Annotated in this window: 18 protein-coding genes; 4 read left to right on the forward strand and 14 right to left on the reverse strand. The window is 59.5% G+C overall.

Annotated elements, in window-relative coordinates:
- Positions 1-24: 24 nt before the first annotated feature.
- From F568_RS0110610 to F568_RS0110620, 3 genes are read right to left on the reverse strand one after another with little or no spacing between them, the layout of a single operon-like run.
- A complete protein-coding gene (locus tag F568_RS0110610) occupies positions 25-909 on the reverse strand; it encodes a ketopantoate reductase family protein (protein ID WP_019018702.1) in 885 nt (294 codons plus the stop codon).
- Complete coding sequence (locus F568_RS0110615; RefSeq protein ID WP_019018703.1) at positions 906-2849, reverse strand: DNA topoisomerase III; 1944 nt, start codon at positions 2847-2849, stop codon at positions 906-908. Before F568_RS0110615 ends, F568_RS0110610 begins: the two co-directional genes overlap by 4 nt.
- A gap of 57 nt (positions 2850-2906) precedes the next feature.
- Positions 2907-4817: a hypothetical protein gene (locus F568_RS0110620; protein ID WP_019018704.1), complete on the reverse strand. Its 1911-nt coding sequence runs from the start codon at positions 4815-4817 to the stop codon at positions 2907-2909.
- Between the two features lie 139 nt (positions 4818-4956).
- On the opposite strand from F568_RS0110620, the gene F568_RS0110625 reads away from it, so the two are divergent.
- Complete coding sequence (locus F568_RS0110625) at positions 4957-6780, forward strand: SEC-C domain-containing protein (RefSeq protein ID WP_019018705.1); 1824 nt, start codon at positions 4957-4959, stop codon at positions 6778-6780.
- Positions 6781-6805: 25 nt separating this feature from the next.
- Here the strand turns inward: F568_RS0110625 and F568_RS0110630 are convergent, their stop codons facing one another.
- Positions 6806-8176 carry an AmpG family muropeptide MFS transporter gene (locus tag F568_RS0110630; RefSeq protein WP_019018706.1) on the reverse strand — a complete coding sequence of 457 codons (1371 nt, stop codon included), beginning with the start codon at positions 8174-8176 and terminating at the stop codon, positions 6806-6808.
- A gap of 164 nt (positions 8177-8340) precedes the next feature.
- Between F568_RS0110630 and rfaH the strand changes: the two genes are divergently transcribed.
- Positions 8341-8883: a transcription/translation regulatory transformer protein RfaH gene (gene rfaH, locus F568_RS0110635; protein ID WP_156817407.1), complete on the forward strand. Its 543-nt coding sequence runs from the start codon at positions 8341-8343 to the stop codon at positions 8881-8883.
- Between the two features lie 60 nt (positions 8884-8943).
- The gene (locus tag F568_RS0110640; protein ID WP_019018708.1) at positions 8944-9453 is read left to right on the forward strand and encodes an FKBP-type peptidyl-prolyl cis-trans isomerase; all 510 of its coding nucleotides are present in this window, start codon (positions 8944-8946) and stop codon (positions 9451-9453) included.
- Positions 9454-9690: 237 nt separating this feature from the next.
- Here F568_RS0110640 and F568_RS23905 read toward each other — a convergent pair whose 3' ends face one another.
- The 7 genes from F568_RS23905 to F568_RS0110675 all read right to left on the reverse strand — a co-directional run bounded on the left by F568_RS23905 (position 9691) and on the right by F568_RS0110675 (position 18880).
- On the reverse strand, positions 9691-11784 hold the full coding sequence (locus F568_RS23905) for a putative bifunctional diguanylate cyclase/phosphodiesterase (RefSeq protein WP_019018709.1): 2094 nt from the start codon (positions 11782-11784) through the stop codon (positions 9691-9693).
- Between the two features lie 138 nt (positions 11785-11922).
- The gene (locus F568_RS22690) at positions 11923-13413 is read right to left on the reverse strand and encodes a putative bifunctional diguanylate cyclase/phosphodiesterase (RefSeq protein WP_019018710.1); all 1491 of its coding nucleotides are present in this window, start codon (positions 13411-13413) and stop codon (positions 11923-11925) included.
- A gap of 190 nt (positions 13414-13603) precedes the next feature.
- Entirely contained in the window at positions 13604-14167 is a 564-nt protein-coding gene (locus F568_RS0110655) for a lytic transglycosylase domain-containing protein (RefSeq protein WP_156817409.1), read from the reverse strand.
- Positions 14168-14192: 25 nt separating this feature from the next.
- On the reverse strand, positions 14193-15914 hold the full coding sequence (locus F568_RS0110660) for a proline--tRNA ligase (RefSeq protein ID WP_019018712.1): 1722 nt from the start codon (positions 15912-15914) through the stop codon (positions 14193-14195).
- A gap of 84 nt (positions 15915-15998) precedes the next feature.
- Positions 15999-16895 carry a carbon-nitrogen hydrolase family protein gene (locus F568_RS0110665; protein ID WP_019018713.1) on the reverse strand — a complete coding sequence of 299 codons (897 nt, stop codon included), beginning with the start codon at positions 16893-16895 and terminating at the stop codon, positions 15999-16001.
- Positions 16895-17494, reverse strand: a complete 600-nt coding sequence (locus tag F568_RS0110670) for a GNAT family N-acetyltransferase (protein WP_019018714.1) — start codon at positions 17492-17494, stop codon at positions 16895-16897. The genes F568_RS0110665 and F568_RS0110670 overlap by 1 nt, the downstream gene beginning before the upstream one ends.
- A 180-nt stretch (positions 17495-17674) precedes the next feature.
- Positions 17675-18880 (reverse strand): benzoate/H(+) symporter BenE family transporter, encoded by a 1206-nt coding sequence (locus F568_RS0110675; protein WP_019018715.1) that lies wholly within the window; start codon positions 18878-18880, stop codon positions 17675-17677.
- Positions 18881-18979: 99 nt separating this feature from the next.
- Here F568_RS0110675 and F568_RS0110680 point away from each other — a divergent pair, with 99 nt between their 5' ends.
- Positions 18980-19549 (forward strand): helix-turn-helix domain-containing protein, encoded by a 570-nt coding sequence (locus tag F568_RS0110680; protein ID WP_019018716.1) that lies wholly within the window; start codon positions 18980-18982, stop codon positions 19547-19549.
- 11 nt (positions 19550-19560) lie between these two features.
- On the opposite strand, the gene F568_RS0110685 is transcribed toward F568_RS0110680, so the two are convergent.
- From F568_RS0110685 to F568_RS23910, 3 genes are all read right to left on the reverse strand, one after another.
- On the reverse strand, positions 19561-20304 hold the full coding sequence (locus F568_RS0110685; protein ID WP_019018717.1) for a DUF3307 domain-containing protein: 744 nt from the start codon (positions 20302-20304) through the stop codon (positions 19561-19563).
- A complete protein-coding gene (locus tag F568_RS0110690) occupies positions 20301-20942 on the reverse strand; it encodes a hypothetical protein (protein WP_019018718.1) in 642 nt (213 codons plus the stop codon). Before F568_RS0110690 ends, F568_RS0110685 begins: the two co-directional genes overlap by 4 nt.
- A gap of 407 nt (positions 20943-21349) precedes the next feature.
- Positions 21350-22285, reverse strand: coding sequence for a GGDEF domain-containing protein (locus tag F568_RS23910; RefSeq protein WP_019018719.1), 936 nt, complete (start codon positions 22283-22285; stop codon positions 21350-21352).
- Between the last annotated feature and the right edge of the window lie 84 nt (positions 22286-22369).

Here is a 22369-nt window from a genome sequence, read left to right on the forward strand (position 1 = left end):
AACCTTTCGAACGCCGGGTATAAGCTATCCCGGCGTGTTCTGGTAAAGCGCTGTCAGGGCCGGCGTGTCGATTCGATGGCGTTTCGCGGCGTCGATCAAAGGACCAAGGATGGCGTCGCGCTCGGTGGGGCGGCCAGCGATCACGTCTTGCAGCATTGAGGCGCGGTTATTGGCAGTGGCTTCGATCACGTTCCAGACTTGGCGCGGCCATCCGATATCCGGGGCATCGATTCCCTCGGCGGCCATTAGCGTAACGAGATCATCGATGATGGCATCGACCATGGGCCGGAAAGGGCGGTCGCGTAATTGACCGTTCAGGATGCGGTAGCGGGACACGAGCGGGTTGATAGCGGCATTGACGGCGAGCTTGTGCCAGAGTCTACGACGTATGTCATGACAGGGTTCGGTGGATAGATCTGCGACGGTGAGGGTGGTCGCAACATGTTCGGCGAGGTCGTAGTAACGCCCGTCCAAATGGCCGATATAGGTATGGCCATGGCCGGCATGCACCACACTATCGGAGCCCACAGTGTAAGCGCCTTCGCTGGTAGTGGCGCACAGCACCGGACCGCGCCATCGGCGCGTGATAGGTTCCTGGATTTGGAAACCGTTCTGCCACAGTACGATTGGCGTGTCGTCGGCAATCCGCTGTGCAAGGTGCTCCAAGGCCTCGTTAGCAGCATAGGTCTTGGTAGTGAGATGCACCATGCGCGGGCGCTCCGGGGCCTGCTCGACGGTGATGCGCGGCACATAGCGGATTCGGCTTCCACCCTCGGGCGTGCTCTGCATGAACGGCTGTTCACTAGCCTGGCGTCCAATCACGGCCAGTGGCACGTGCCCTGAGAGGTGAGCAGCCAGCAAGCGTCCCAGAGCGCCGGGGCCGAGGATCAGCCAAGTACCGTTGCTCATGCCTCCTCCTTGTGCTTGCTGCGGGTTCGTTTCGTGGCGCGCCGCTTTGTCGAAAACCCTTTGGTGCCGCTTCGCCCTGCCTTGCGCGCCTTGGGCCTGGTCGGAGCCTCGAATCCCTTAGCGCTGCTCAGCGCCTGACGCATACGACCTGCGTCGGCACTGGCTAGCAGAGTGCGTAGGTCACCAAGCAGGGCGTCGAGAAAGGGGGCGGCCTGATCGGTACCTTCGGCAATGGCACGCAGCCGTTGCTCCCACAGGGCGGTGCGCTCAGGACGCGTCGCGGCTTCTGGCAAGGCGGCGATCAATGCCTGGCCTGTGCGGGTGGCGCGCAGTGCGCTGCTCTGGCGAACGATGAAGCCGCGGTCGAGTAGGGTTTCGATGGTGCCGGCGCGGGTAGCTTCGGTGCCCAGCCCGTCGGTATCGCGCAATGTGCGCTTGACTGCGTCATCTTCCACATAGCGGGCAATGTTCATCATTGCCTTGATAAGGCTAGCATCTGTGAACGGTTCTGGAGCGCGCGTCTGCTTGTTTTCTACCGCATGCCCGACGACGCGTGCCGCTTCTCCCTGGCGCAGTGGTGGTAGCGGTGGTGCCTCGTCGCGGGTCGTGAACAGGGGTTTCCAGCCTGGCACTAGGATTTCACGCCCTTGGGCACGAAAACGCTCGTCGAGTACCGCGAAGTCGGCTTTGACTTCACGTGCTTCCAAGTGCGGATAGAACTGTGCAAGGACATTGCGCACGACGAGACGAAAAACGTTGGCCTCGGTAGCGGACAGGCGTGAAAAGTCTGGGCGTGCACCGGTCGGTGCCAGAGCATGGTGGGCACCGACCTGCTTGTCATTCCAAGCCTTGGAGCGCAGCGAAAAATCAGCGCCTCCAAGCCATCCGGCTAACTGGTCGTCGCCGTGGCAGGCGCCTTCCAGGGTGCGGCGGGCCTCAGCCAGATGGCCTTGGGGAAGGTAGCGGCAATCCGAACGTGGGTAGGTAATCAAGCGATGGCGCTCATACAGTGCCTGGCAGGTATCGAGCACGGTTTTCGCAGAAAGCTTATAACGCCGAGCGGCATCGACCTGAAGTGCCGAAAGAGAATAAGGCAAAGGAGCAGCCTGACGTTTCTTTTGGGCATCAAGGGCGGTCACGTTGCCTATGGCACCAGGCAGGCGTGATGCCAGCTCATCGGCGGGTTCGCGCTTGAGTAGACGGCCCTGGTCGTCGAGGGGCTGGCTGTCGTCGGGTTGCCACCAGGCACGTACCTTTCCGTGCTCGACCTGAAAATCGGCCCAAAGGACATGGAATGGTCGTGGAACGAAGTCAGCGATCTCGCGGTCACGCCTTGCCACCAAGCCCAGTACGGGCGTCTGCACGCGGCCGACCGAGAACACTCCGTCATGGCCGGCCTGGCGTCCTGTCAGGGTCCAGGCACGCGAAAGGTTGATGCCATAGAGCCAATCGGCCCGGGAGCGTGCCTCTGCAGCGTGATACAGCGTCTGATATGCCTGGTTGTCTTCCACCCTCTCGAGCGCGCGCTGTACGGCAGGCCGGTTGAGGTCGCTGATCAACAGCCGGGCGATTGGGCCACGCCAGCCGAGATAGTCGATGACTTCCTGAACGAGCAACTGTCCTTCGCGATCAGGATCGCCAGCATGTATGACACTGTCGGCCTGCTTGAGTAGCGAGCGCAATACCTTGATCTGGCCACGAGCGTTATGCCGAGGCGTAAGCATCCAGCGCTCGGGCACGATCGGTAGATGATCCAGCCGCCATTGCTTGTAACGCGGATCGTAGGCATCCGGGGTTGCCTGTTCAAGCAGGTGGCCCAGGCACCAGCTGACCTGAGTGTCCCCGACACGGAGCGAGCCTTCCTCGCGGGCAACAGGCCCGGGCAGGGCGTCGGCAATAGCGCGGGCGAGGCTGGGTTTCTCGGCAATGATCAGACGCATGGCAAACTCATCCGCAAACGATCTGTATATTCTTCCAGTCTTTGCTCTTCTTGCCAATTAGCGCAATACACGACGAGCTTTGACCAAGGCGCGATACCAGTCGCGCTGGGGGGCGCTCACCAGCGGCGGACGTTGGCTCAGGTAACTGACAGGCCGGGTAGGGTTGCGTGATTGCTGAGACAGGTAGTTGGAGAGCATGTTGAGAGTCGCCTCGCGCGCGCCGTAGTGGTTGATGAGAAAGTCCTTGGCGGCCGGGTCGAGGTCGACACGGTAATGCCTGACCAGAGCCAAGGCTAACGACTCGGCCGGACGTGAGAGGTCGACATCTATCTCCTTGACCATGGCCGCCCCTAGGGCGGCCTTGGCGGCGGCGGAAAGGTTGAGTTCCAACTGGCCGAAGTCGGCGGCATTGGTACTGTTGATGGCGCGCTGTACTTCTGGCCGGGAAAGCTGAATGTGCGGTTCCAGTGCCAGGGCGATCTCGATCGCCAGACGCTTGGCCGCATCTATGCCCATTGTCAGCAGGCGATCATGCTCGATCCGTGAGCCATTACGGAGGTAGTCCACATCACCGTCCACTTCGCCCAGATACTTGGCCAAGTGCTTGCAGACTTCGGCCTTGGCAGCATCATCCAGCGCGATGACATGCTCGCGTATGCGCAGCCCTCGACGCCCTGGTCCCAGGCGCAGGCGCGTCTTGCTATCGGTTAGGCCTGCGGTCACGTTTTCCCAGCGCTGAGCCGCCTTGAGCACCTGAGCGTGATCGCGCCCGACCTGGGCGTAGGCATTGTAAGCCGTGCGGTACAGGCGGATGGCGTTGGCCAACTGGTCGGCCTTATGACGTAGCTGGCCCTTACGATCGATCTGGCCGTTGGCTATCGCGTGGGCCAAATGCTGGGTCTGTTCAGCCAGTGCGTCGATTGCCTGAACAGCGCGCTGTTCAAGGATTTCGGCACGAAGGCCTGTGGCGGCATCCTCAATCAGAGTACCAGACTGTTCGGCAAGATAGGCGGTCAGCGCCTTCAAGCGCGAAAGCCCCGTTGCCTGGGCGATACGATAGCGTGCACGTGCATTTTCGAGTGCGTCCAGCGCTTGGGCCAGACGCCAGCGGCCGCGGTATTCGAAGGTCAGCATGGGGATGCGACGCCCGCTGATCAGCTCGAACGCCAACACGATCATTTCCTCAACATCCTGTAGCGTCATCAACAGCTCGTCGTCCTGCTCGATGGCGGCGAGAACGCGTTCGATAAAGTTGTCGTCGCGCACCACGCCGTGACGAATATTTGGCGCCTGGCCTTCGAAGCGTTGACGCAACAGGATCGTGGCATCGGGGGCTATTTCGGCCAGCTCGGCAAACTGGGGGTCGAGCGTGTCCTGATACAGACCCATCAGGTCACGGATACGTGCTTGTAATCCAACTCGGCGATAGATCTCGATCTGAGCGATAACGCGAGCGCTATCGCGATCATCGAGCAACTCGATGGCGGCCAGCTCCACGCCCTCCGGCGAGAGATCCTGCTTGCGCAACAGCATGGCGGCGGCCTCACGGCGCCTGGCATCTCCTTCAAGACTTTCGACGATCAGGTTGCGGGTGACCAGCAGAAGCTCGGGCAAGCTGCTGATGACTCTCTCTATCTTGAGTGCGGTACGTTCCGCCTTGCGCCCGCCGGCCAGGTTATGAGCCAGGTTGGCGATGATACCCGCCGCCCCGGTGATGACCGTATAGGAAATAAAGAAGATATAGTTCTCGGCCGTGGGGGCCTTGCCGTAGCCCAGCAGGTAACCGCCCCAGGCGCCGAGCAAAGTAACCGGGCCTGCGGTCCAAAGTATCTGCAGCAGGCTGACGGTCCATGGCACTTTTTCGACCGCTGAGGTGATGCGACGGATTTCGTCACGCCCTTCACGCTCGAGGCGCACCTGAGGGGTTTCTGAATGAGATCGGGCAGGGCGACGAAACGGCAGGTGCAACTGGCTGATCCTTGTACGATACGACGGCAGGGAAGGCCCTAACCTAGCATCGCCGAGAGATGGCCGCCAGCGCTGCGGCGTGGTGAGTGCTGACCGGTCGGCATGCTAGACTATGGCGGTTTTCATGAGGAGGGGTGCGATGCTGGCAATGTGGGTTGAGCAATTGCTGGGGTATGCCGCAGGCGCGCTCGAAACGATTCGTAGCGACGAATATTACCCAGAGCTAATGGCCTGGGCGCGGGGCGAGGGTGTAAAGCATTTGGGCGGGAACCTGGCCTTGGCGCAAGCGCTGGCCCCGGAGTTGTGGAATCAGACACCACTGGAACGGCTCGATTTCGATTACGAGGCGTTAGCGTTGCCTGGCCGGAATGAACCTTGTTGGTGCGATTCTGGCCGCAAGACCAAGCAGTGCTGTGGCGCCGTGACGCTTCCTGGCCCGATACCGCCACATTTGATGTGGATGCTTTCGCTGCGTGAATGGAAAGGTGACACATTGAAAGCGGCGCTGGAAAGCGGGCGCGCGCCTGCTCAGGCATTGCTCGAAGCCGGGCTGATCGCTGCCGAGGGCGGTCAGCGTGGCCGTGCCCAGCAGATTCTCGAGGCATTATTCGATACCAGCGATTGGAGCCGGCTGCCAGAGCAGACCGAACCAGCCTTCGAACTGCTCACCGATATTTATCAGGAGCGCGGTTTTCATCGCAAGAAGGCGGCACTGCTCGATGCGATCCTAGAGAGGGGACCGCTCTTCTTGCGTGGCGTGGCGCTTGAACGCCTATGTCTGATGCATCTCGACAGCGACGACCTGGCCAGTGCGCGCGAAGCCTTTGTACGGGCCCAACAGACCCTGCCCGACTCCCCGACACTCGCCTACATCGAGGCCATGCTGCTGCTGCATGAAGGCCACGCCGAAGAAGCGCGCGAGCGGGCTCGATTCTGGTTCCGACGGCTGGCTCGTCGCGGCGACCTCGATCCCGAGCAGCTGCAGTTTCTGGCCGATCTGGCGGAAAACCCGGGCGCGACCCTGGCTGAGCAGATGGTCAATTCCGAAGAGGCGCTAGCCGAGCCCTTGACCGGTCTCCAGGCCCTGCTTGAAGCCTTGTCCGGCGCGCCGCGTCTAACCTTCAAGCATGCTGCCGATGGGCGCCTCGAGTATCGTACTTCGGCGCGCGAGGATACCTTGTTCGCCGCTTGGCAGAATCATTTCAATGCGCTGGTCGATGAAGAGGCAGCGTTGGGCTTTCAAGAGGATCCCTGGCCTTATGCCGGCGATTGGTTGCCGGAGCTCTGCGCGCATCCGGAGTGGTTGGATTCCCCTCAGGTAGTCCAGACCCTGGCGATGGCTTTGGCCAGCCGCTTCGGCAGCCTGCCGTGGATGGCAGATACCTTCTTCGCGCCGTTGGCGGGACGCTTCGAGCGCTGGCTGACGCAAGTCGAAGCGGAGGGTGGACGCTTTGCCTGGGACGATGCCGACAATGCCTTGCTGCTGAGGACGGGCCTGGCGCTGGTGGTCGGGATGGAGCGTGGGGATCGCCAGCGTTCACGCCAACTTGCCGAGCGCCTGCTGGTACTGGATGACGAGGACAGCCTTGGCCTGCGTGAACTGGTACTCGACCAGCTACTGCGCGAAGGTCGTGAAGAAGAGGCCCTGCAACTCAGTGACCAGGCGGAGCCGGGTGGCCAAGCCCCTCTGCTGGGTGTGCTCATGGGCCGTGTACTTGCCCTTTATCGCCTCGAGCGACTGAGCGAAGCCCAGGCGACATTGCGTGAGGTCCATGAACTGAATATCCATGCCATCGCCATGATGTGTGCCGAGAATCCCCGGCCGGTACCGTTGGCCCTGGAAGTTCCAGAGCCGGGCACCAAGGCCGAGGCCTGGCAATACCGCGCCTTGATGCGCGACCAATGGGCGGCGACGCAAGGCGCACTGGGCTGGTTGGCGGAGCAACGCCGTCAGCTCATCTAGGCGTATCACCGCATGAGCAGTCGCGTTATGTGTCACTAACGGCGTTGCCTGCAGGTACTAGCGTGCGATCACGAGCGATGTACCAAGCCAGTACGATGGCAGGCAAGCCAAGCAGCGAGGCCAGCAGAAAGAAAGTCACGTAGCCCTGACTGGCTACGACGATGCCCGAGAAGCCGCCGATGAACTTTCCCGGAAGGGTCATCAATGACGAAAACAGTGCGTACTGGGTTGCCGTGTAGGCACGCGAGGTCAGGCTCGATAGAAAAGCGATGAACACCGTACTGGCCAGTCCATTGGCCAGGTTATCGCCCATGATGGTTACGATCAGCATTGGCAACTCTGCGCCAACCGACGCCAGGACGGCAAAAAGAAGATTGGTCAGCGCTACGATCAGTGCCCCGGCAACCAGCATCGGCCCGATGCCGTAGCGCACCACGAGCAGGCCGCCCAGTATCCCACCGGAAACACTCATCAGGATGCCGAATACCTTGGTCACGTTGGCAATCTGGGAAAGCGAGAAGCCCAGATCGATATACAGCGGATTGGCCATGGCAGCCATCGACAGGTCGCTGATGCGATAGAGTCCCACCAGCAGCAACAGCAACAGCGCCTTGCGTCCATAGCGGCGAAAGAAATCCGTGAACGGACAGACTATTGCACCGATGGTCCACGCACCCACGCGTCGCCATAGGCGTGGCTGTCCTCGTGTCGTACGTAAAAAAGCGCGAACCTGGGGCTCATGTATCAGCTGGACTCCCAGCGATGACCGGGGAGGTTCGGGACGCAGCAACACGGTCAGCATGCCGACACCGACCAGCATGGCCATGGTCAGGTAGGCCCAGTACCATGAGGCCAGGTCGGCCACATAGAGCGCACCGGCTCCCGCTGCCAACAAGCCGCCCCGGTAGCCAATGATATATGTCGATGCCATGGCTGCCTGGATCTCTTCGGCGGCGGACTCGATGCGAAACGCATCGATGACGATATCCTGGGTTGCTGAGCCGAATGCCACTAGCAACGCAAAGCCGGCGACTGCCGCCAAGCTCGCCGTGGGGTCGACATGCGCCAACCCAACCAGACCGCCCGCGATGGTCCCCTGAGCAAGAAGCATCCAGCCACGGCGCTGCCCGAGCAGACGAGTCAGGCCGGGCAGGGGCAGCCGATCGACCACTGGCGCCCAGAAGAACTTGATCGAGTAAAGCATACCGATCCAAGAGAAGAAGCCGATCGCAGCCACCTCGACATTGACGTCGCGAAGCCAGGCGGTCAATGTCGAGAACACCAGCAGGAAGGGGAGGCCCGCCGAGAACCCCAAGAACAGCATGGCGATGACAGGTGCCTTGAAGTAGACGAGCAAGGCGTCTAGCCAGGACCGGGATTGGGGGCGGTTAATCAAGAAGTTTCTCCTACCCGAAAAGGCGTGAATGCTGCATGCCGATAATGCAGGTTGCAATGGTAAACTGCGGGGTAACTTACGTTGTTCATCCCGGGCAATTCAATGCCATGCCGTTGTCAGTCTGCTGGCAATGGGCCATGAAGCCATGACATTTGCGGAGCATTATGAGTGATCAGATGGATGATCGCAGCCTGAAAGGACAAGACGCGATCCCGAGATGGTATGTGATTCAGTGCAAGGGGGGAGAATCCTTTCGTGCCGCAGAGCATCTGGGTAACCAGGGCTACCAGGTTTTTCACCCCGTTCTTCAAGTTCAGAAGAAGCGGCGCGGCAAGCTCTGCTGGAGTGAAGAACCGCTGTTTCCGTACTATCTTTTCATTCGCCTGGATCGTGTCGCCAGTAACTGGCGTCCGATCCGTTCCACTCGAGGCGTGCTCAAACTGGTCGGTTTCGGTGACGATCCGCTACCGGTCGAAGACCTTCTGGTCGATGTCCTGCTCGAAAAAGCCAGTCGAGAAGCGGGGACTCACGAGACCAACGTTTATTTCCGGGCCGGTGAAATCGTCGAGATCACCGAGGGGCCATTCCGGGCGCTTCAGGCGGTCTTCGAGAGTCAGAAAGGCGAGGAGCGCGCCATTGTCCTGCTGAATATGCTGCATCAGCAACAGCGCCTGGAAGTTCCGGTCGGCGATCTTCGCCGGTGTTAACCCGATCCGGTCACTTGTGCCGAGTCCTGATATCTCATGTTTGTGACTAACGAGGAATCCATGTCGATAGCCCCCCAGCAGGTCGTGACCCTGCATTACACGCTTCGTGACGATGAGGGACATGTACTCGACGATTCGCGGCAACGCGATACGCCGCTGAGCTACCTGCATGGCCATGACAATATTGTGCCCGGTCTGGAAAAGGCGCTGGCCGGGGCTCAGAGCGGAACACACCTGACAGTAACGCTTGACCCCGAGCAGGCCTATGGCAAACGTGACGAGGCCTTGGTGCGTCGTGTTTCGCGTAGTGCATTCAGCGGTGTATCCGATTTGAAGTCTGGCATGCGCTTTCAGGCGCAAGGGCCCGATGGTCCGCACACCGTAACGATAGTCGAGGCCGACGATACCCAGGTTACGGTGGACGCCAATCATCCCTTGGCTGGACAGACTCTGCGCTATGACGTTGAGATCCTGGCAGTAAGAGAGGCAACCCGCGCTGAACTCGCCAAAGGGCATCCGCTTGACGAGGATGTCGATCACACCCAAGTGGAAGACCGCAAACATTTGTGAATGTCTGTTTGAATCAACCTGATGGAACGTCTTACCGCCCGCAGGGTAGAGTTTGAGCTGGGCCAGTAGGCCTGCGTTCTCTTCCAGCTACGTTGATCAACCTCGGTTCCTTTGTCGTTCATGACAACATGCGCAGCTTAGGAATCCGCTCGTTATGCACCCGTCGTCCCAGGTTATCATCAAGGGAAAGGGGCTGGACTTCGGGCCGGCATTATTGATGCTGCCCCTTCTAGACGGTCATTCCGAAGCTATCGGAAAGGATTGCAGCTCTGGCCGGGCAAGGAATGTCATGACCGGCTCAGGGTAGGCTAGATAATACCCTTGCATCATGTTGGCTTGCTGCTGGCGCAGAAACTCAAGCTGGCTGGCCGTTTCCACGCCTTCAGCCACCAGGCGAAGATGTAGCGTACGCGCCAGCGCGATGATGGATCTGGCCAAAGGAGCATCAGCTCCGTGCTGCACGGGATCGATAAATGCCTTGTCGAGTTTGATCTCGTCGACAGGGAATTCCTGCAGATAACGCAACGAGGAGTAGCCGGTGCCGAAGTCGTCCAGGGCAAGCTGCACGCCTAATTGGCGTAACGCACGTAGCGTCATAGCCATGCCGGGTGTGGCCAGCAGCGACTCGACGATTTCCAGCACCAGACGACGTGGTGCAAAACCTCCTTTGTCCAATAACGACTCGATACGGGGAAGAAAATCATCGTCACTGAGCTGCTGGACCGACACATTGACCGAGAGCGTCGTGTCGGTCTCGGCCAGCGGGCCACGCAACAACTCAACAGCCTGTTCCAGCACCCAATAGCCTATCGGACGAATCATTCCGCTGCGTTCGGCATGGTCGATAAAATAGCCGGGTGCCACTAGTCCATGCTCCGGGTGCTGCCAACGTAGCAGTACCTCCGCACCGCGTAGGTCGCCGGCCAGCGTGAACTGAGGTTGCAAGTAAAGCCGGAGCTGGTCCGTGTCGAGTGCCAGTCTCAATTCTCTCTCGATCTGGATTTGCTGGCGCTCCCATTCGCCGAGCCCTGAGTCGTATTGGATGAGAACCGGTGTGGCTTGCTGCCGGGCATGCTTCAAGGCTAGCTCGGCACGCTGCAAGACGAGCTGCAGGTCGTTTCCATCACTTGGGAAATGCGCCATGCCTGCCGAGAAACGCAATTGGCAGGGCTGGGCCTGGACCTGCCAGGTTCTATCCGTCAGCTTGGACAGCATTTCACCAAGGCGGTGCTGAAGCCAGGTATCGAGGCCAATACCCGGAAGGATAATAGCCAACTGGTTGCCTGGCAGGCGCACCAGTCGAGGAAAGCGGCGATGAGGCAGAAGGTAGCCGCGTATTTCCTTGGCTACCTGTCTTAAGGCTTCGTCTCCGCCGCTCTGGCCAAGTAGTGTGTTGATGTGACCAAGGCCACGCACACGTACAAGAACCAGGTGAAACGCCTGCATGCGACTTGCAGTACGTTCGATCGTCTCGTTCAGGGCGTGGATCGTTGGCAACCCGGTAACATCGTCATAGTGGATATGCTGGTAGAGGTCGTGCTCGACTTCGCGCCGTCGAAGCGATTCGGCAAATTGCGACAGTAGCCCTGACACCCCCATGACGCTATTGACCTCGTCGGCGCGCCATTCGCGGGGCTGTGTCGATTCGCAGCAGAGGGTACCGCGTAATTCCCCTCCGACGAAAATGCCCACCTCCAAGGTGGATGTTACGCCATGCTCGGCAAAATAATGGCGTAATGCCTCCAGCCTAGGATCTTGCTGAGAACGGGGCGTGGCCAGGCAAGGGGCGCGGTGGAGCGCTTCGATATACCTGCCGAGTGAAGCCATATCGATCTGGAAGCCAACAAGCGACGCAACCAGGCTACTGCGGCAGGTCATGGTGCCCGGGGGATCGTCGAAAAACCATAAAGAGATGCGGGGAACGTCCAGCAGATCGCGAAGCGCGACCTGGACTGCCTGCAGGAAATCCTCTTCGGGAATTTCCTGATGGTAGAGATCACGCAGGTGCTGCCAGATCTGTTGCTGCTGGCGCAGCCGCGCTTGCGTGTCACGAAGCTCATCATTCTGTCGAGACAGAGTGCGGCCATGGTGAGACAAATAGCGGTAACAGAGAAGCGCAACGATTCCGAGCAGGCCCAGGCTAACCAGGACGACAGCCAGTAGCTGAAGAAACAGACTGTCAGGAGAGGAGTCGGCCTGCTGCCGGGTTACCCATACGACAATGAGGGTGGCTGCCAGGAAGTTGCCAAACAAGAGCGTGGTCAACAGGAACTGGGCCCGGCGGTAACCGTAGCTAAATCGGAGAACGTATTTTCGGACTTCTTTCGTCATGCCAAGTATCAGCCCCTGATGGGGACCTCAGGGCTGCGGCAGCAAGCGCCAAGTCGGAGCAGTGTGACAACTCGCTGCGTTGACCGTCAACATCGTCTTTATCAACTCACGTGATGAAAGGCGAGTACCAGGCTAGCGCTAGGAAAGGCGAATATTGGTTTCAGAGGCGGGCTTCGTATGTGCGGCCCGATACTCTTCCACCCATGGGAGGACCTTGTCGGCGCTCAAGGGACGAGAAAACAGGAATCCCTGGGCCTGATCACATCCGGCTTCGGCGAGCAGCGAGAGGTGCTGTTGAGTTTCCACGCCTTCGGCGATGACTTGTAGCCCAAAATTGTGGGCCAGCATGACGCTGGCTCGCACGATCACAGCATCTTCAGGCTGCTGAGGCAAATCGAGCACGAAGGATTTGTCTATCTTGAGGGCGTCGAGAGGAAGGCGGCGCAACTGGGCTAATGAAGAGTACCCCGTACCGAAATCGTCAATTGCGACACGTATACCCTCGACGCGGAGTTCGCTTAACAGACGGGCCGCCAAGGCAGGGTCGCGCATGACGGCCTGCTCGGTAATCTCAAGCATCAACTGCCGAGGGGGAACGCCATGCGCGTCCAGGTCGTGCAACAGTCGCTTTGGAAGCTGGCTATCCTCGAGATCATCGGCCGTGAGGTTGACGGCAACGTATTGGGGGGCTCCCCGGCGCTGCCAGTCGGCCAGTTGCTGAATGACCTGGCTCAGCATCCAATCGCTGATCAACGCCATATGTCCCGACTGCGCGGCGAGAGGAAGAAACTCATCGGGTTGAAGCAGGCCAAAGGCAGGGTGATGCCATTGCAGCAGCGCCTCGAAGCCCTCGATCGCCTCATTGGTGATACCAATCTTGGGTTGATATACCAGTTGCAATTGCTGGTCGCGAACAGCCCTGACTAAATCACGCAGAAGCAATCGATTCCGCTCATAATGCTGATCTTGTCCACTCTGGTAGGCATAGTAGCCTTCGTTGGCATCACGGGCGAGCCCCAGTGCGATGGCCGAACGCCTCAATAAGCGCCGGGGCTCATGACCGTGCTCAGGGCTTCTCAGGTCGGCGATCGACAATGCCGGTACCAAGGCGGTCCCGTCCAGCTCGAGCGGTACGCAAAGGTGCTCGCGCAGCCGGTTGGTCACAGCCTCATACGCTTCTGGCTGGGTGACCAGCATCAGGAATTCATTGCCACCCAAGCGGTAAAGCCTGCCGCGGTGGTAGTCCAGGGCCAGCAGGCGCTGGGTCAGAGCGACCAGAAACTGATCGCCCAAGGCGTGGCCCAGTGTCTTGTTGATCTGCTTGACATTATCGACACTCAGGCGAATCAGAGTGAACGCAACGTTACCCGTTACCAGCCGATCGATTTCCTGCAGTGCGTTCTCGTGGGTGCCTAAACCGGTCAAGGGGTCGAGACGCCCGGTATGCAGCGGGGACTGCCACGCCAGCAGGCGTCCTTGCAATCGGTTGAGCAGGCTTTGCTGACGGCTCACGAGCGGTGATGGGGGACAACGGACCGAAGCGGGAAGCAGGAGCAGCGCCAAGTGACTCGCACCCAGCGCCAAGCCTAGCAGTAACAGTCCGAGACAGCGTCGAAGGTTGGCTAGCATCACGATGAAGAGTCACTGTGCAAAGGGGAGGGCCGAATGGATACGCTTCTATTTGACATTCATGCCGACGTTCTTGGCTCCTGGGGACGCCAACTCTTGATTGGCACGTTTATGGTAATTGTAAATGCAATGTTACTGCCTCTGACCACGGCCACGCAGAAAAGTGCGCACAACAAATCTTCTTTTAATCCTAGTAAGACGTCCACCAATAATCGACCCAAGCCTGCATGACTCGCTCGGGATACCACGTCTTTCCCAGGCTGCCGTTATAGCGTGCCAAGGCACGGGTGAGATCGCCATTCTCCAAATCCAGATAATAGGCAAGTATCGTACAGCCATAGCGCAAGTTCAGGCCGGGATCGAGAAGATTGTCATCAGAGCGGCCAATAACCTCTTTCCAGAACGGCATCACTTGCATCAATCCTTGGGCACCGGCTGATGAGAGGGCATGAGGATCGAAGCCACTCTCGACGTGAATGACCGCCATGACAATGTCCGGCGAAAGGCCGGCCAGTGCAGCTTCAGCCTGAATCCTGGCAAGCAGGGTGTGGCGTAGTTCTGCCTGAGGGACAAAGCGAGCTAGTTGGTCATTGCGATGGGCAAGCCAATCGTGCGTAGTGGCGCCACGTTCGGTATCTAAGGGAGACGCCGCCGCTTCAGCCAAGGTGTCGACCAGCGTGGAAGGCAATGCCTCGGGTACCTGGGCGGCGGCTAAGGCTGGGGTGGGGGAGGTAGAATGCAGAAAAGTCGCCATGAGCAGGCTCATGGCGACTCGAGACTTACCCTTGCAGACGTTCACGCAGGAAAGCGGCCACATCGTCGGCCGGAATCATGGTATTGGCCTCGTCACGGCGACCCTTGTATTCGAGTTCGCCATTGTCCAGACCGCGATCGCCGATGACGATGCGGTGGGGAATCCCGATTAGTTCCTGATCGGCGAACTTGACGCCGGGGCGCAGGTCACGGTCATCGAGCAGAACGTCGAAACCTTGAGCCGTAAGGTCGGCATAGAGACGTTCGGCGGTTTCCCTGACGCGCTCGGACTTGTGCGCATTCATCGGTACCAGGACGACCTCGAAGGGGGCGATCGTATTGGGCCAGATGATCCCGTTAGCATCGTGATTCTGTTCGATGGCCGCAGCGACGATGCGGGTCACGCCGATGCCGTAGCAGCCCATCCAAAGCGTGGCAGCCTTGCCGTTCTCGCCGAGCACGGTGGCGTTCATGGCTTCGGAATACTTCTTGCCGAGCTGGAAGATGTGGCCCACCTCGATGCCGCGTTTGATGGATAGGGTGCCTTTGCCGTCCGGGGACGGATCGCCCTCTACCACGTTACGGATGTCGGCCACCTTGGGCAGGGCGACATCGCGCTCCCAATTGATGCCGAAGTAATGCTTGCCATCGATGTTAGCGCCAGCGCCAAAGTCACTCATCAACGCCACGCTGCGGTCGATGACGATCGGCATGTCGAGGTTGACCGGACCCAGTGAGCCGGGGCCAGCCCCTACGCTATTGCGAATCTCTTCTTCGCTGGCCATGGTCAGGGGGGCCTTGACCTCAGGCAAGTTCTCGGCCTTGATTTCGTTAAGCTCGTGATCGCCACGCACCAGCAAGGCGATCAGACCGCCTTCTGCGGCATGGACCATCAACGTCTTGATGGTCTTCTCGATGGGCAGGCCATGCTGCTCGACCAGAGTGGCGATGGTCTTGGCGTGCGGCGTGTCGACCAGACGCAGTTCCTCGCTGGGCTGAGCGCGCTCGGTGCTCGCTCCCTGCGGGGCCGGCAATGCCTCGGCTTTTTCTATATTGGCGGCATAATCGGAGTCGCTGGAGAACACGATGTCGTCCTCGCCGGAATCCGCAAGGACATGAAACTCATGTGAGCCGGTGCCACCGATGGCGCCGTTGTCAGCCAATACGGGGCGGAAATCCAGGCCCAGACGCGTAAAGATGCGCACATAGGCATCGTACATGACCTGATAGCCTTCCTTCAGCGAGTCTTCATCGACATGGAAGGAGTAGGCATCCTTCATGATGAATTCTCGCGAGCGCATTACTCCGAAGCGCGGGCGGATCTCGTCGCGGAACTTGGTCTGGATTTGGTAGAAATTACTCGGCAACTGCTTGTAGCTGTTGATTTCGCGGCGCACCAGGTCGGTAATGACCTCTTCGTGCGTCGGCCCGAAGCAGTAGTCGCGCTGGTGACGATCAATGATGCGCAGCAGCTCAGGGCCGTACTGTTCCCAGCGCCCCGACTCCTGCCACAGCTCCGACGGCTGAACGGCAGTCATCAGGATTTCCTGGGCACCGGCGCGATCCATCTCCTCGCGGACGATGCGCTCGACCTTGCGCAAGGTACGCAAGCCTACCGGTAGCCAGGTGTACAGCCCCGAAGTCAGTCGGCGGATCATGCCGGCCCGCAGCATCAACTGGTGGCTGACGACCTCGGCATCGGCGGGTGTTTCCTTGAGGGTGGCGATCAACAATTGACTGGCGCGCATGTGTCCGGCGATTCCTTCATAAGGGTAAACGTGCTTGGGTGCATTGTACGGCCAAGCGTGAGCGGCGGCAAAAGCCCCCGTTGTTCAGCGCAGGGACTGGCGTTTTACCGCCCGGTCGAGTCGTTCGTGCTGTAGCGCCCAATCATCATGATTGTTGACCTGACCGGAATGGCGCAGTTCACGAATGGCTTCCAGGTCGAGACGGGCAAATTGCCAACCGGGTGTGCTGTCACCTGCCCTCGTGAGCACGCCATCCGGCGGAAAGCCGTGGTCACAAGGCGTATAGACGGCGGCTCGACCGATGTTGATATCCACGGCCGGTGACCATAACGCTTCACCGATCGTGGGCGAATGGATTACTGCCACTTGCTGTTCAATGGCACGGGCCTGGGCGCACCAACGTACGCGATGGTAGCCGGCATCGGTGTCGGTGCAACTAGGTACCAGCAGGAGCTCGGCGCCAGCTTCCACCAAGGCTCGGGCGAGCAAGGGAAACTCGCTGTCATAGCAGATCAGTATGCCGATTCTACCGGCAGAAGTATCGAACACCTTGAGGTCCTGACCGGGGCTGATACCCCATGGTCCGTTCTCAAAGCGGGTCATGATCTGCTTGTCCTGAAAATCGATGCCTGCCGGAGTGCACAGCCAGGCACGATTGACGAAGCGGCCGTCATCTAGCTGCCAGGGTATGGACGGGGCGAGCAGGGTAATGCCGTGGCGCCGTGCGAGGTCCCGCCAAGTGTCCACCACGTCGTCTCGCATGGGCTGCAAGGCACTGACTTGGGCATGCAGATCGTCCCGGATGGGCTCCGGTAACAACGATGCCAGTTCCATGCTGCCATATTCGGGTAGGACCAGCAGCTGCGAGCCATGATTGACAGCATCCTGAACCCAGCGTGCCGCTTTGGCCTGAAAATCCGCGAAGGCGCAGAAGGTGTCGATCGGATATTGTGCGGTGGCGACTTCTAGCGTACGAGCCATCAAGCGAGTTCCTCATTGAGTGACTTGAGCCAGAATGTCATGGGTTTTTCACTCTCACTGGCCTCTCCCAGATCCTTCCAGGCGAAACGCGTCTTCAGTTCCGGATGGCGGACATAGCCTCGGCTCTTCCAGAAACCATTGAGTGGCTGATAGCCCGCCGGGCGGGCGGGGTGGTCCTCGTCGCGCTGGACGGCGCAGAATGCGACTAAATCGTAGCCAGCTTGTCTTGCATGTCGTTCCCGTTCGGCCATGAATGCCTTGCCGATACCTTGGCCACGAAATTCAGGTAAAAGGACGGACTCCCCATAATAAAAAATGCGCCCGATGTCGTAATGATGCGCTTCGAACGGAGCCCGAAACTCATCGCACTCATCGCGTAACGGCATGCCGGTGGCCGCGCCGATCAGGGACTCTTCGGCGAAGGCCAGCACGAACAGGCTATCGGGGCACTCGGCATAACGGCGCAGGTAATCCGCTTCATAATCATGGTCGCCGTCGTAGAGATAAGGAAAATCGCGGAACACGCGTATACGCAGTGTGGCCAGCGCATCGAGATATGGAGCGATAGCGTTACCCTGTAAACATCTTATATCGGCCATGGGGATCTCGAGATGACAAAGGAATGAAAAGCACCCTACCAAGTGCCTTGATTGTAGGCCAGCCGGCGTTGCGTCTTGGCCGCGCCACACTGCCTGACTGAGGCACTTCGCCGGTACATTCGCCCTCTATCTCTATATCGTCTCGGGATGGCGGTGACTGGTGGTAACTGACTCGTGAGCTTAGCCCGTGGAGCGACGCCCTACGGCCAGCGCGGCCAGCCCCGCCAGCAAGCCCCAGAATGCCGAGCCGATTCCCAGCATGCCAATGCCTGAGGCGGTTACCAGGAACGTAATCAGGGCGGCCTCGCGGTGCGTTTCTTCCCTGACAGCCGTGGCCAGGCCTGAACCGATGGTGGCCAGTAGGGCAAGCCCTGCAATGGCCATGATCAGTTCGCGGGGAAAGGCGGTGAACAGGGCCGTGACCGTCGCGCCGAGCAGGCCCGTGAGCAGATAGAACACACCCGCACTGACCGCAGCGGTATAGCGCCTGGCGGGCTGGTCGTGCGCTTCCGGCCCCATGCATATGGCCGCGGTGATGGCAGCCAGATTAAAGGCGAAGCCGCCGAACGGGGCCAACGCCAGGGTAACGGCACCCGTCCAACCGATCAGTGGCGAGAGGGGAGGGGAGTAGCCTGAAGCACGGATCACGGCGATTCCCGGCAGGTTTTGCGAGGCCATGGTCACCACGAACAAAGGGATTCCCACCCCGATCAGTGTCGATAGCGAGAAGCTCGGCATCGTGAAGATCGGCACCGCCAGGGCCGGTTCGATGCTCTCGATATCCAACAAGCCCTGCATCATGGCGACAGCGATGCCCACGGCCAGTACGCAGACGATGGCATAGCGAGGCCGCAGTCGCTTGGCGAGCAGGTAGGTGATGAACATGCTCAACGGCAGCAGCCAGCGCGACTCCATGGCAATGAAGATATCCAGCCCGAAACGCAGCAGCACACCGGCCAGCATCGCCGATGCGATCGCTTGGGGGATGCGATGCATAATCCGCTCGAAGAGACCGGTCACGCCACACAAGGTGATCAGCAAGGCAGAGAACAGGAAAGCGCCGATGGCTTCGCTCATGGGAATGCCTGGCAGGCTGGTGGCAAGCAGGGCAGCCCCCGGTGTCGACCAGGCCGTGAGCAGGGGCATGCGATAACGCAACGAGAAACCCAGCGTGGTCAGTCCCGTGCCGATGCCCAGCGCCCATAGCCAGGAACTGATCTGCGCCTGGCTGGCGCCGGCCGCTTCCGCCGCCTGGAAAATGATCGCCGCCGAACTGGTGTAACCCACAAGTACGGCGACGAACCCCGACACCACACTGGATGCGGCCATGTCGCGCAGTAACGAGGGTTGTCGTTGCGACTGGGTAGGCGTGGCGTCCTGATTCATGAGAATGTTGCTCCAGGCTGTGCGTTATAACGCACGAGAGCGTGGAACATACCATCGGACGTTATGACGTACAATGGCTGCTTGCGTTTGGAGTCCTACATGCAGGAAATCGCCCAGCACATCGCCATTACCTTGAAAACACTGCGACAGGCACGCGGCTGGAGCCTGGATCGAACCGCCCGGGAGACTGGTGTCAGCAAGGCCATGCTGGGACAGATCGAGCGTCATGAATCGAGCCCCACCGTGGCTACGCTTTGGAAGATCGCCAGCGGACTCGGTGTGTCGTTTTCTCGGTTTCTCGAAACCCCGATCGTCGCGGAAGGCACGCTGTTACGCCATGGCCAGGAATCGGCACTGATCGAACGCGAGCCGGGCATGCACGTCGTGCCCCTATTCCCGTTCGAGCCCGATCTGGGCTTCGAACTATTCGTGATCGATCTGGCCCCCGGGGCGCTCAGCGAATCTGCACCGCATGCCAAGGGCGTGGTGGAACACATCGTGGTCGTCGAAGGAGAGATGGAAGTCTGCGTTGAAGGCGTCTGGCAGCCTCTAAAACCCGGCGAAGGACTACGCTTTGCGGCCGATAGATCGCATGGCTATCGCAACCGACAGCGTAGCGCTGCACGTTTTCATGACGTCATTCATTATCCGCGCCGGCTCGACGTCTGACGCGATCGCGATCATTGCGTGGCATCCAGAACGGTACGTAGACCGAGGCCGAGCATCAGGGTCAACGAAAAGCTGAGCATGGTGCCAAGCAGGACGTATTCGGTCAGTTTGCGGTCGCGGTCTTCCCGCAAGTCGCCGAACCTGAGCACCGACTTGGCGGCCAGCAGAAAGCCGATTGGCGTCCATTCACCTGCCAGCACGAACGTCAGCACCAGGAATCTCTCCAGCATGCCGATACGCGCCCCTGCATCGGCCAAGGTACTGGTGTTGTCGACCTGGGCGCTCCAGCGCCGCATGACGAGGGCAATGAGGATCGACAGGGGACGGGTGATCACCAGGTAAGCCAGCAGCGTAAGTAGCGTTTCGGGGCGCAGCAGCCACTCACCGAGCGCCATCAGTGCTGCCCAAGGTTGGCTCAGCCACAGCCAGACCAGCAGCACCACGAGCAGATGAAACAACTGATCGAGCAGAAAATAGCCCAGGCGATCGGCAAGATGACTTTTGGCTATGTCGATACCCAGATGCGTCACGCCGATCACAAGGGCGCCGGCCATGGCTGCCCCCCACGCTTGATGGGTAATCAGTAGTGCCAAAAGGCTTAGCAGGGCATGCACACCAGCATGCTTGTAGAGGGCGGGGGAGCGGTGTTGCAGGCTCTTCTTGCTTTGCACCCAGGCCTTTCCCTGCAGCAGGAAATCACCGCCCAGATGGGCCATTAGCAAGGCCAGCAACGTACTGATCGAGTCCGTCATCATGCCGAAACGCCTCCCAACGCCTTTTGCATGTACTCGAGATAATCGCGAATCAGTGGCCAACGGGCCGCTACCAGACGGCGATTGATGGTCGGCTGAGCTCGTCCCAGACGCTTGGCTAATTGTTGCTGAGACTCCTGATACAGCAGGCTGAGCGAGACTACCTCGGCAGAGAAGCGCGACCAGTGGCTGACAACGTCATCGGCGAAACGCGTCAACAAGGCAAGATGGTCATCGTCGTCCTGTGCAGAGGTGACGATGGCCAGGCGATCGGGGCTGTCACCCAAAAGATCGAGGCGACGCCCCGAGAGAACGAAGGCTTCTTCCTGTGCATCGGAAAAATGATTGGTGACAGGCAGACGACCCTCGCCAATGGCCACGGCAATGCGTGCATCCCAGAGGTCCGAACGTGACGGCGAGTGGCGGATCAACGCGGCCCGCATCAGGATTGCGGCCAGCATGGCCTGGCTGGGGTCTGGAACGGCAATCTGAAAACCATCGCCGCGATAGCGATCGCTACGCGCACCCAGCGCCTTTTGCAACAGACTCAGGCCCTCATCCAACGCGTGGCTGAGCGCTTGTTTGTCTTCGATGCGTTGAGAGCCAACCACATCGCCGGTCAAGACACTGATGTTGGCCATAGCGGGTTCCTTGTGCGTTTTCTATAGGCTAAAAAAGCTATAAGTAAGAAAAATAGCCCAATAAGGCTATTATAGATAGTAGGTTTGTAGATACTGTATATATATACAGTATATAACTGCTTGCTGGATATTGCAGGCATGAGTTGTGTTGGTATGTAACCGGTTGGCGCGGTTGGATATTTCAACGCACCAGCTTGCGGGCTGCTTGATCGAGCCCGTGTACGCTCAGGGGGTACATCCGGTCGCCGATCAGCTCACGTATCAAACGGATGGAAAGGTGTATTTCTACTGCTGTCTCGGTGCCGGATTGAGTCAGGCAAGACGGGGATATCTTCGAGTCAGGCGTTGCAGCCAGACGGCACTTGGCTCGTCATTGAAAGCCTCGGGGTTGCTCAACATCCCCTTGGTCAGGTCGTGGAGAGCTGCATGCTTTCCAGCATGTGTTTATCAACGATGGAGCTGACACTACAGTTACGCCCCTTTGCCTTGCACTGGTAAAGCGCCGAGTCGGCGCAGGCAATCAGGCTCTCGACATCGATAGGGGTGCCGGGAAGAGCGGTAGCGACCCCGATACTGACGGTGACCACCGGAGCGGCACTGGATTTCTCGTGGGGAATGCCGACGGCCTGCAGCATGCTACGCATGGCTTCAGCCAATCTCATGGCTTCATCAAGGCCGACATCGAGCAGTACCACCAGAAACTCCTCGCCGCCCAGGCGAACCACGATATCGGTTTCACGGCGAAAGGTATCGCGCAGTACGTTGGCAATCTCGACCAGGCATTCATCGCCGGCAGGGTGGCCGTAGTGATCGTTGTAATCCTTGAAATGATCGACATCGACCATCAATGCCGACAGTGGCGCCATACGACGCCGGCTCAGCGGTAGAGCGATCTCCAGGCGTTGCTCCAGCAAGCGGCGGTTGCCCAGACCGGTCAGGGGGTCGTTAAGGGTCTGCTCCAGCAGTCGCTCGTTCTGCTTACGAAGCGTATCCAGGAGCCCTTGTATCTCATTGGTCAGTAGGCCGATATCGTCATTCCGCTCACGCAGCGACTTGGGAGGGGCAGCATCGTTACCATTTCGCTGTTGTCTGACGTATTCGACCAGATCATGGACCGGATGCGTGAAACTGCGCTTGAGAAACAGGACCGTCGCAGCCAAGGCCGCAAGCAGGACCATGCCGGACAAGGCCAGGCGTAGCGGTACGTGAGCCTCTTTCAAAAGATCGAACTGGCGCGTGTCGTGAGCGATCCCCCATATCAGCGTGCACGACACCAGAAGCAGGGCCGCGAATACGACAAGGAAACGCCGGTGAGTCGGTTTATTGTGCTTCGTGGGCTGCATGGCTCAGTGCTGGTGCGGGGCGTCGCGGAAGCACCGCATGGGCACGTCCGAAGGCCGGGTTTCTGAAGTCTCCTTCCTCACGTT

Origin of the sequence: Modicisalibacter luteus DSM 23508, from assembly GCF_000378505.1 — a bacterium.
Classification (GTDB): domain Bacteria; phylum Pseudomonadota; class Gammaproteobacteria; order Pseudomonadales; family Halomonadaceae; genus Modicisalibacter; species Modicisalibacter luteus.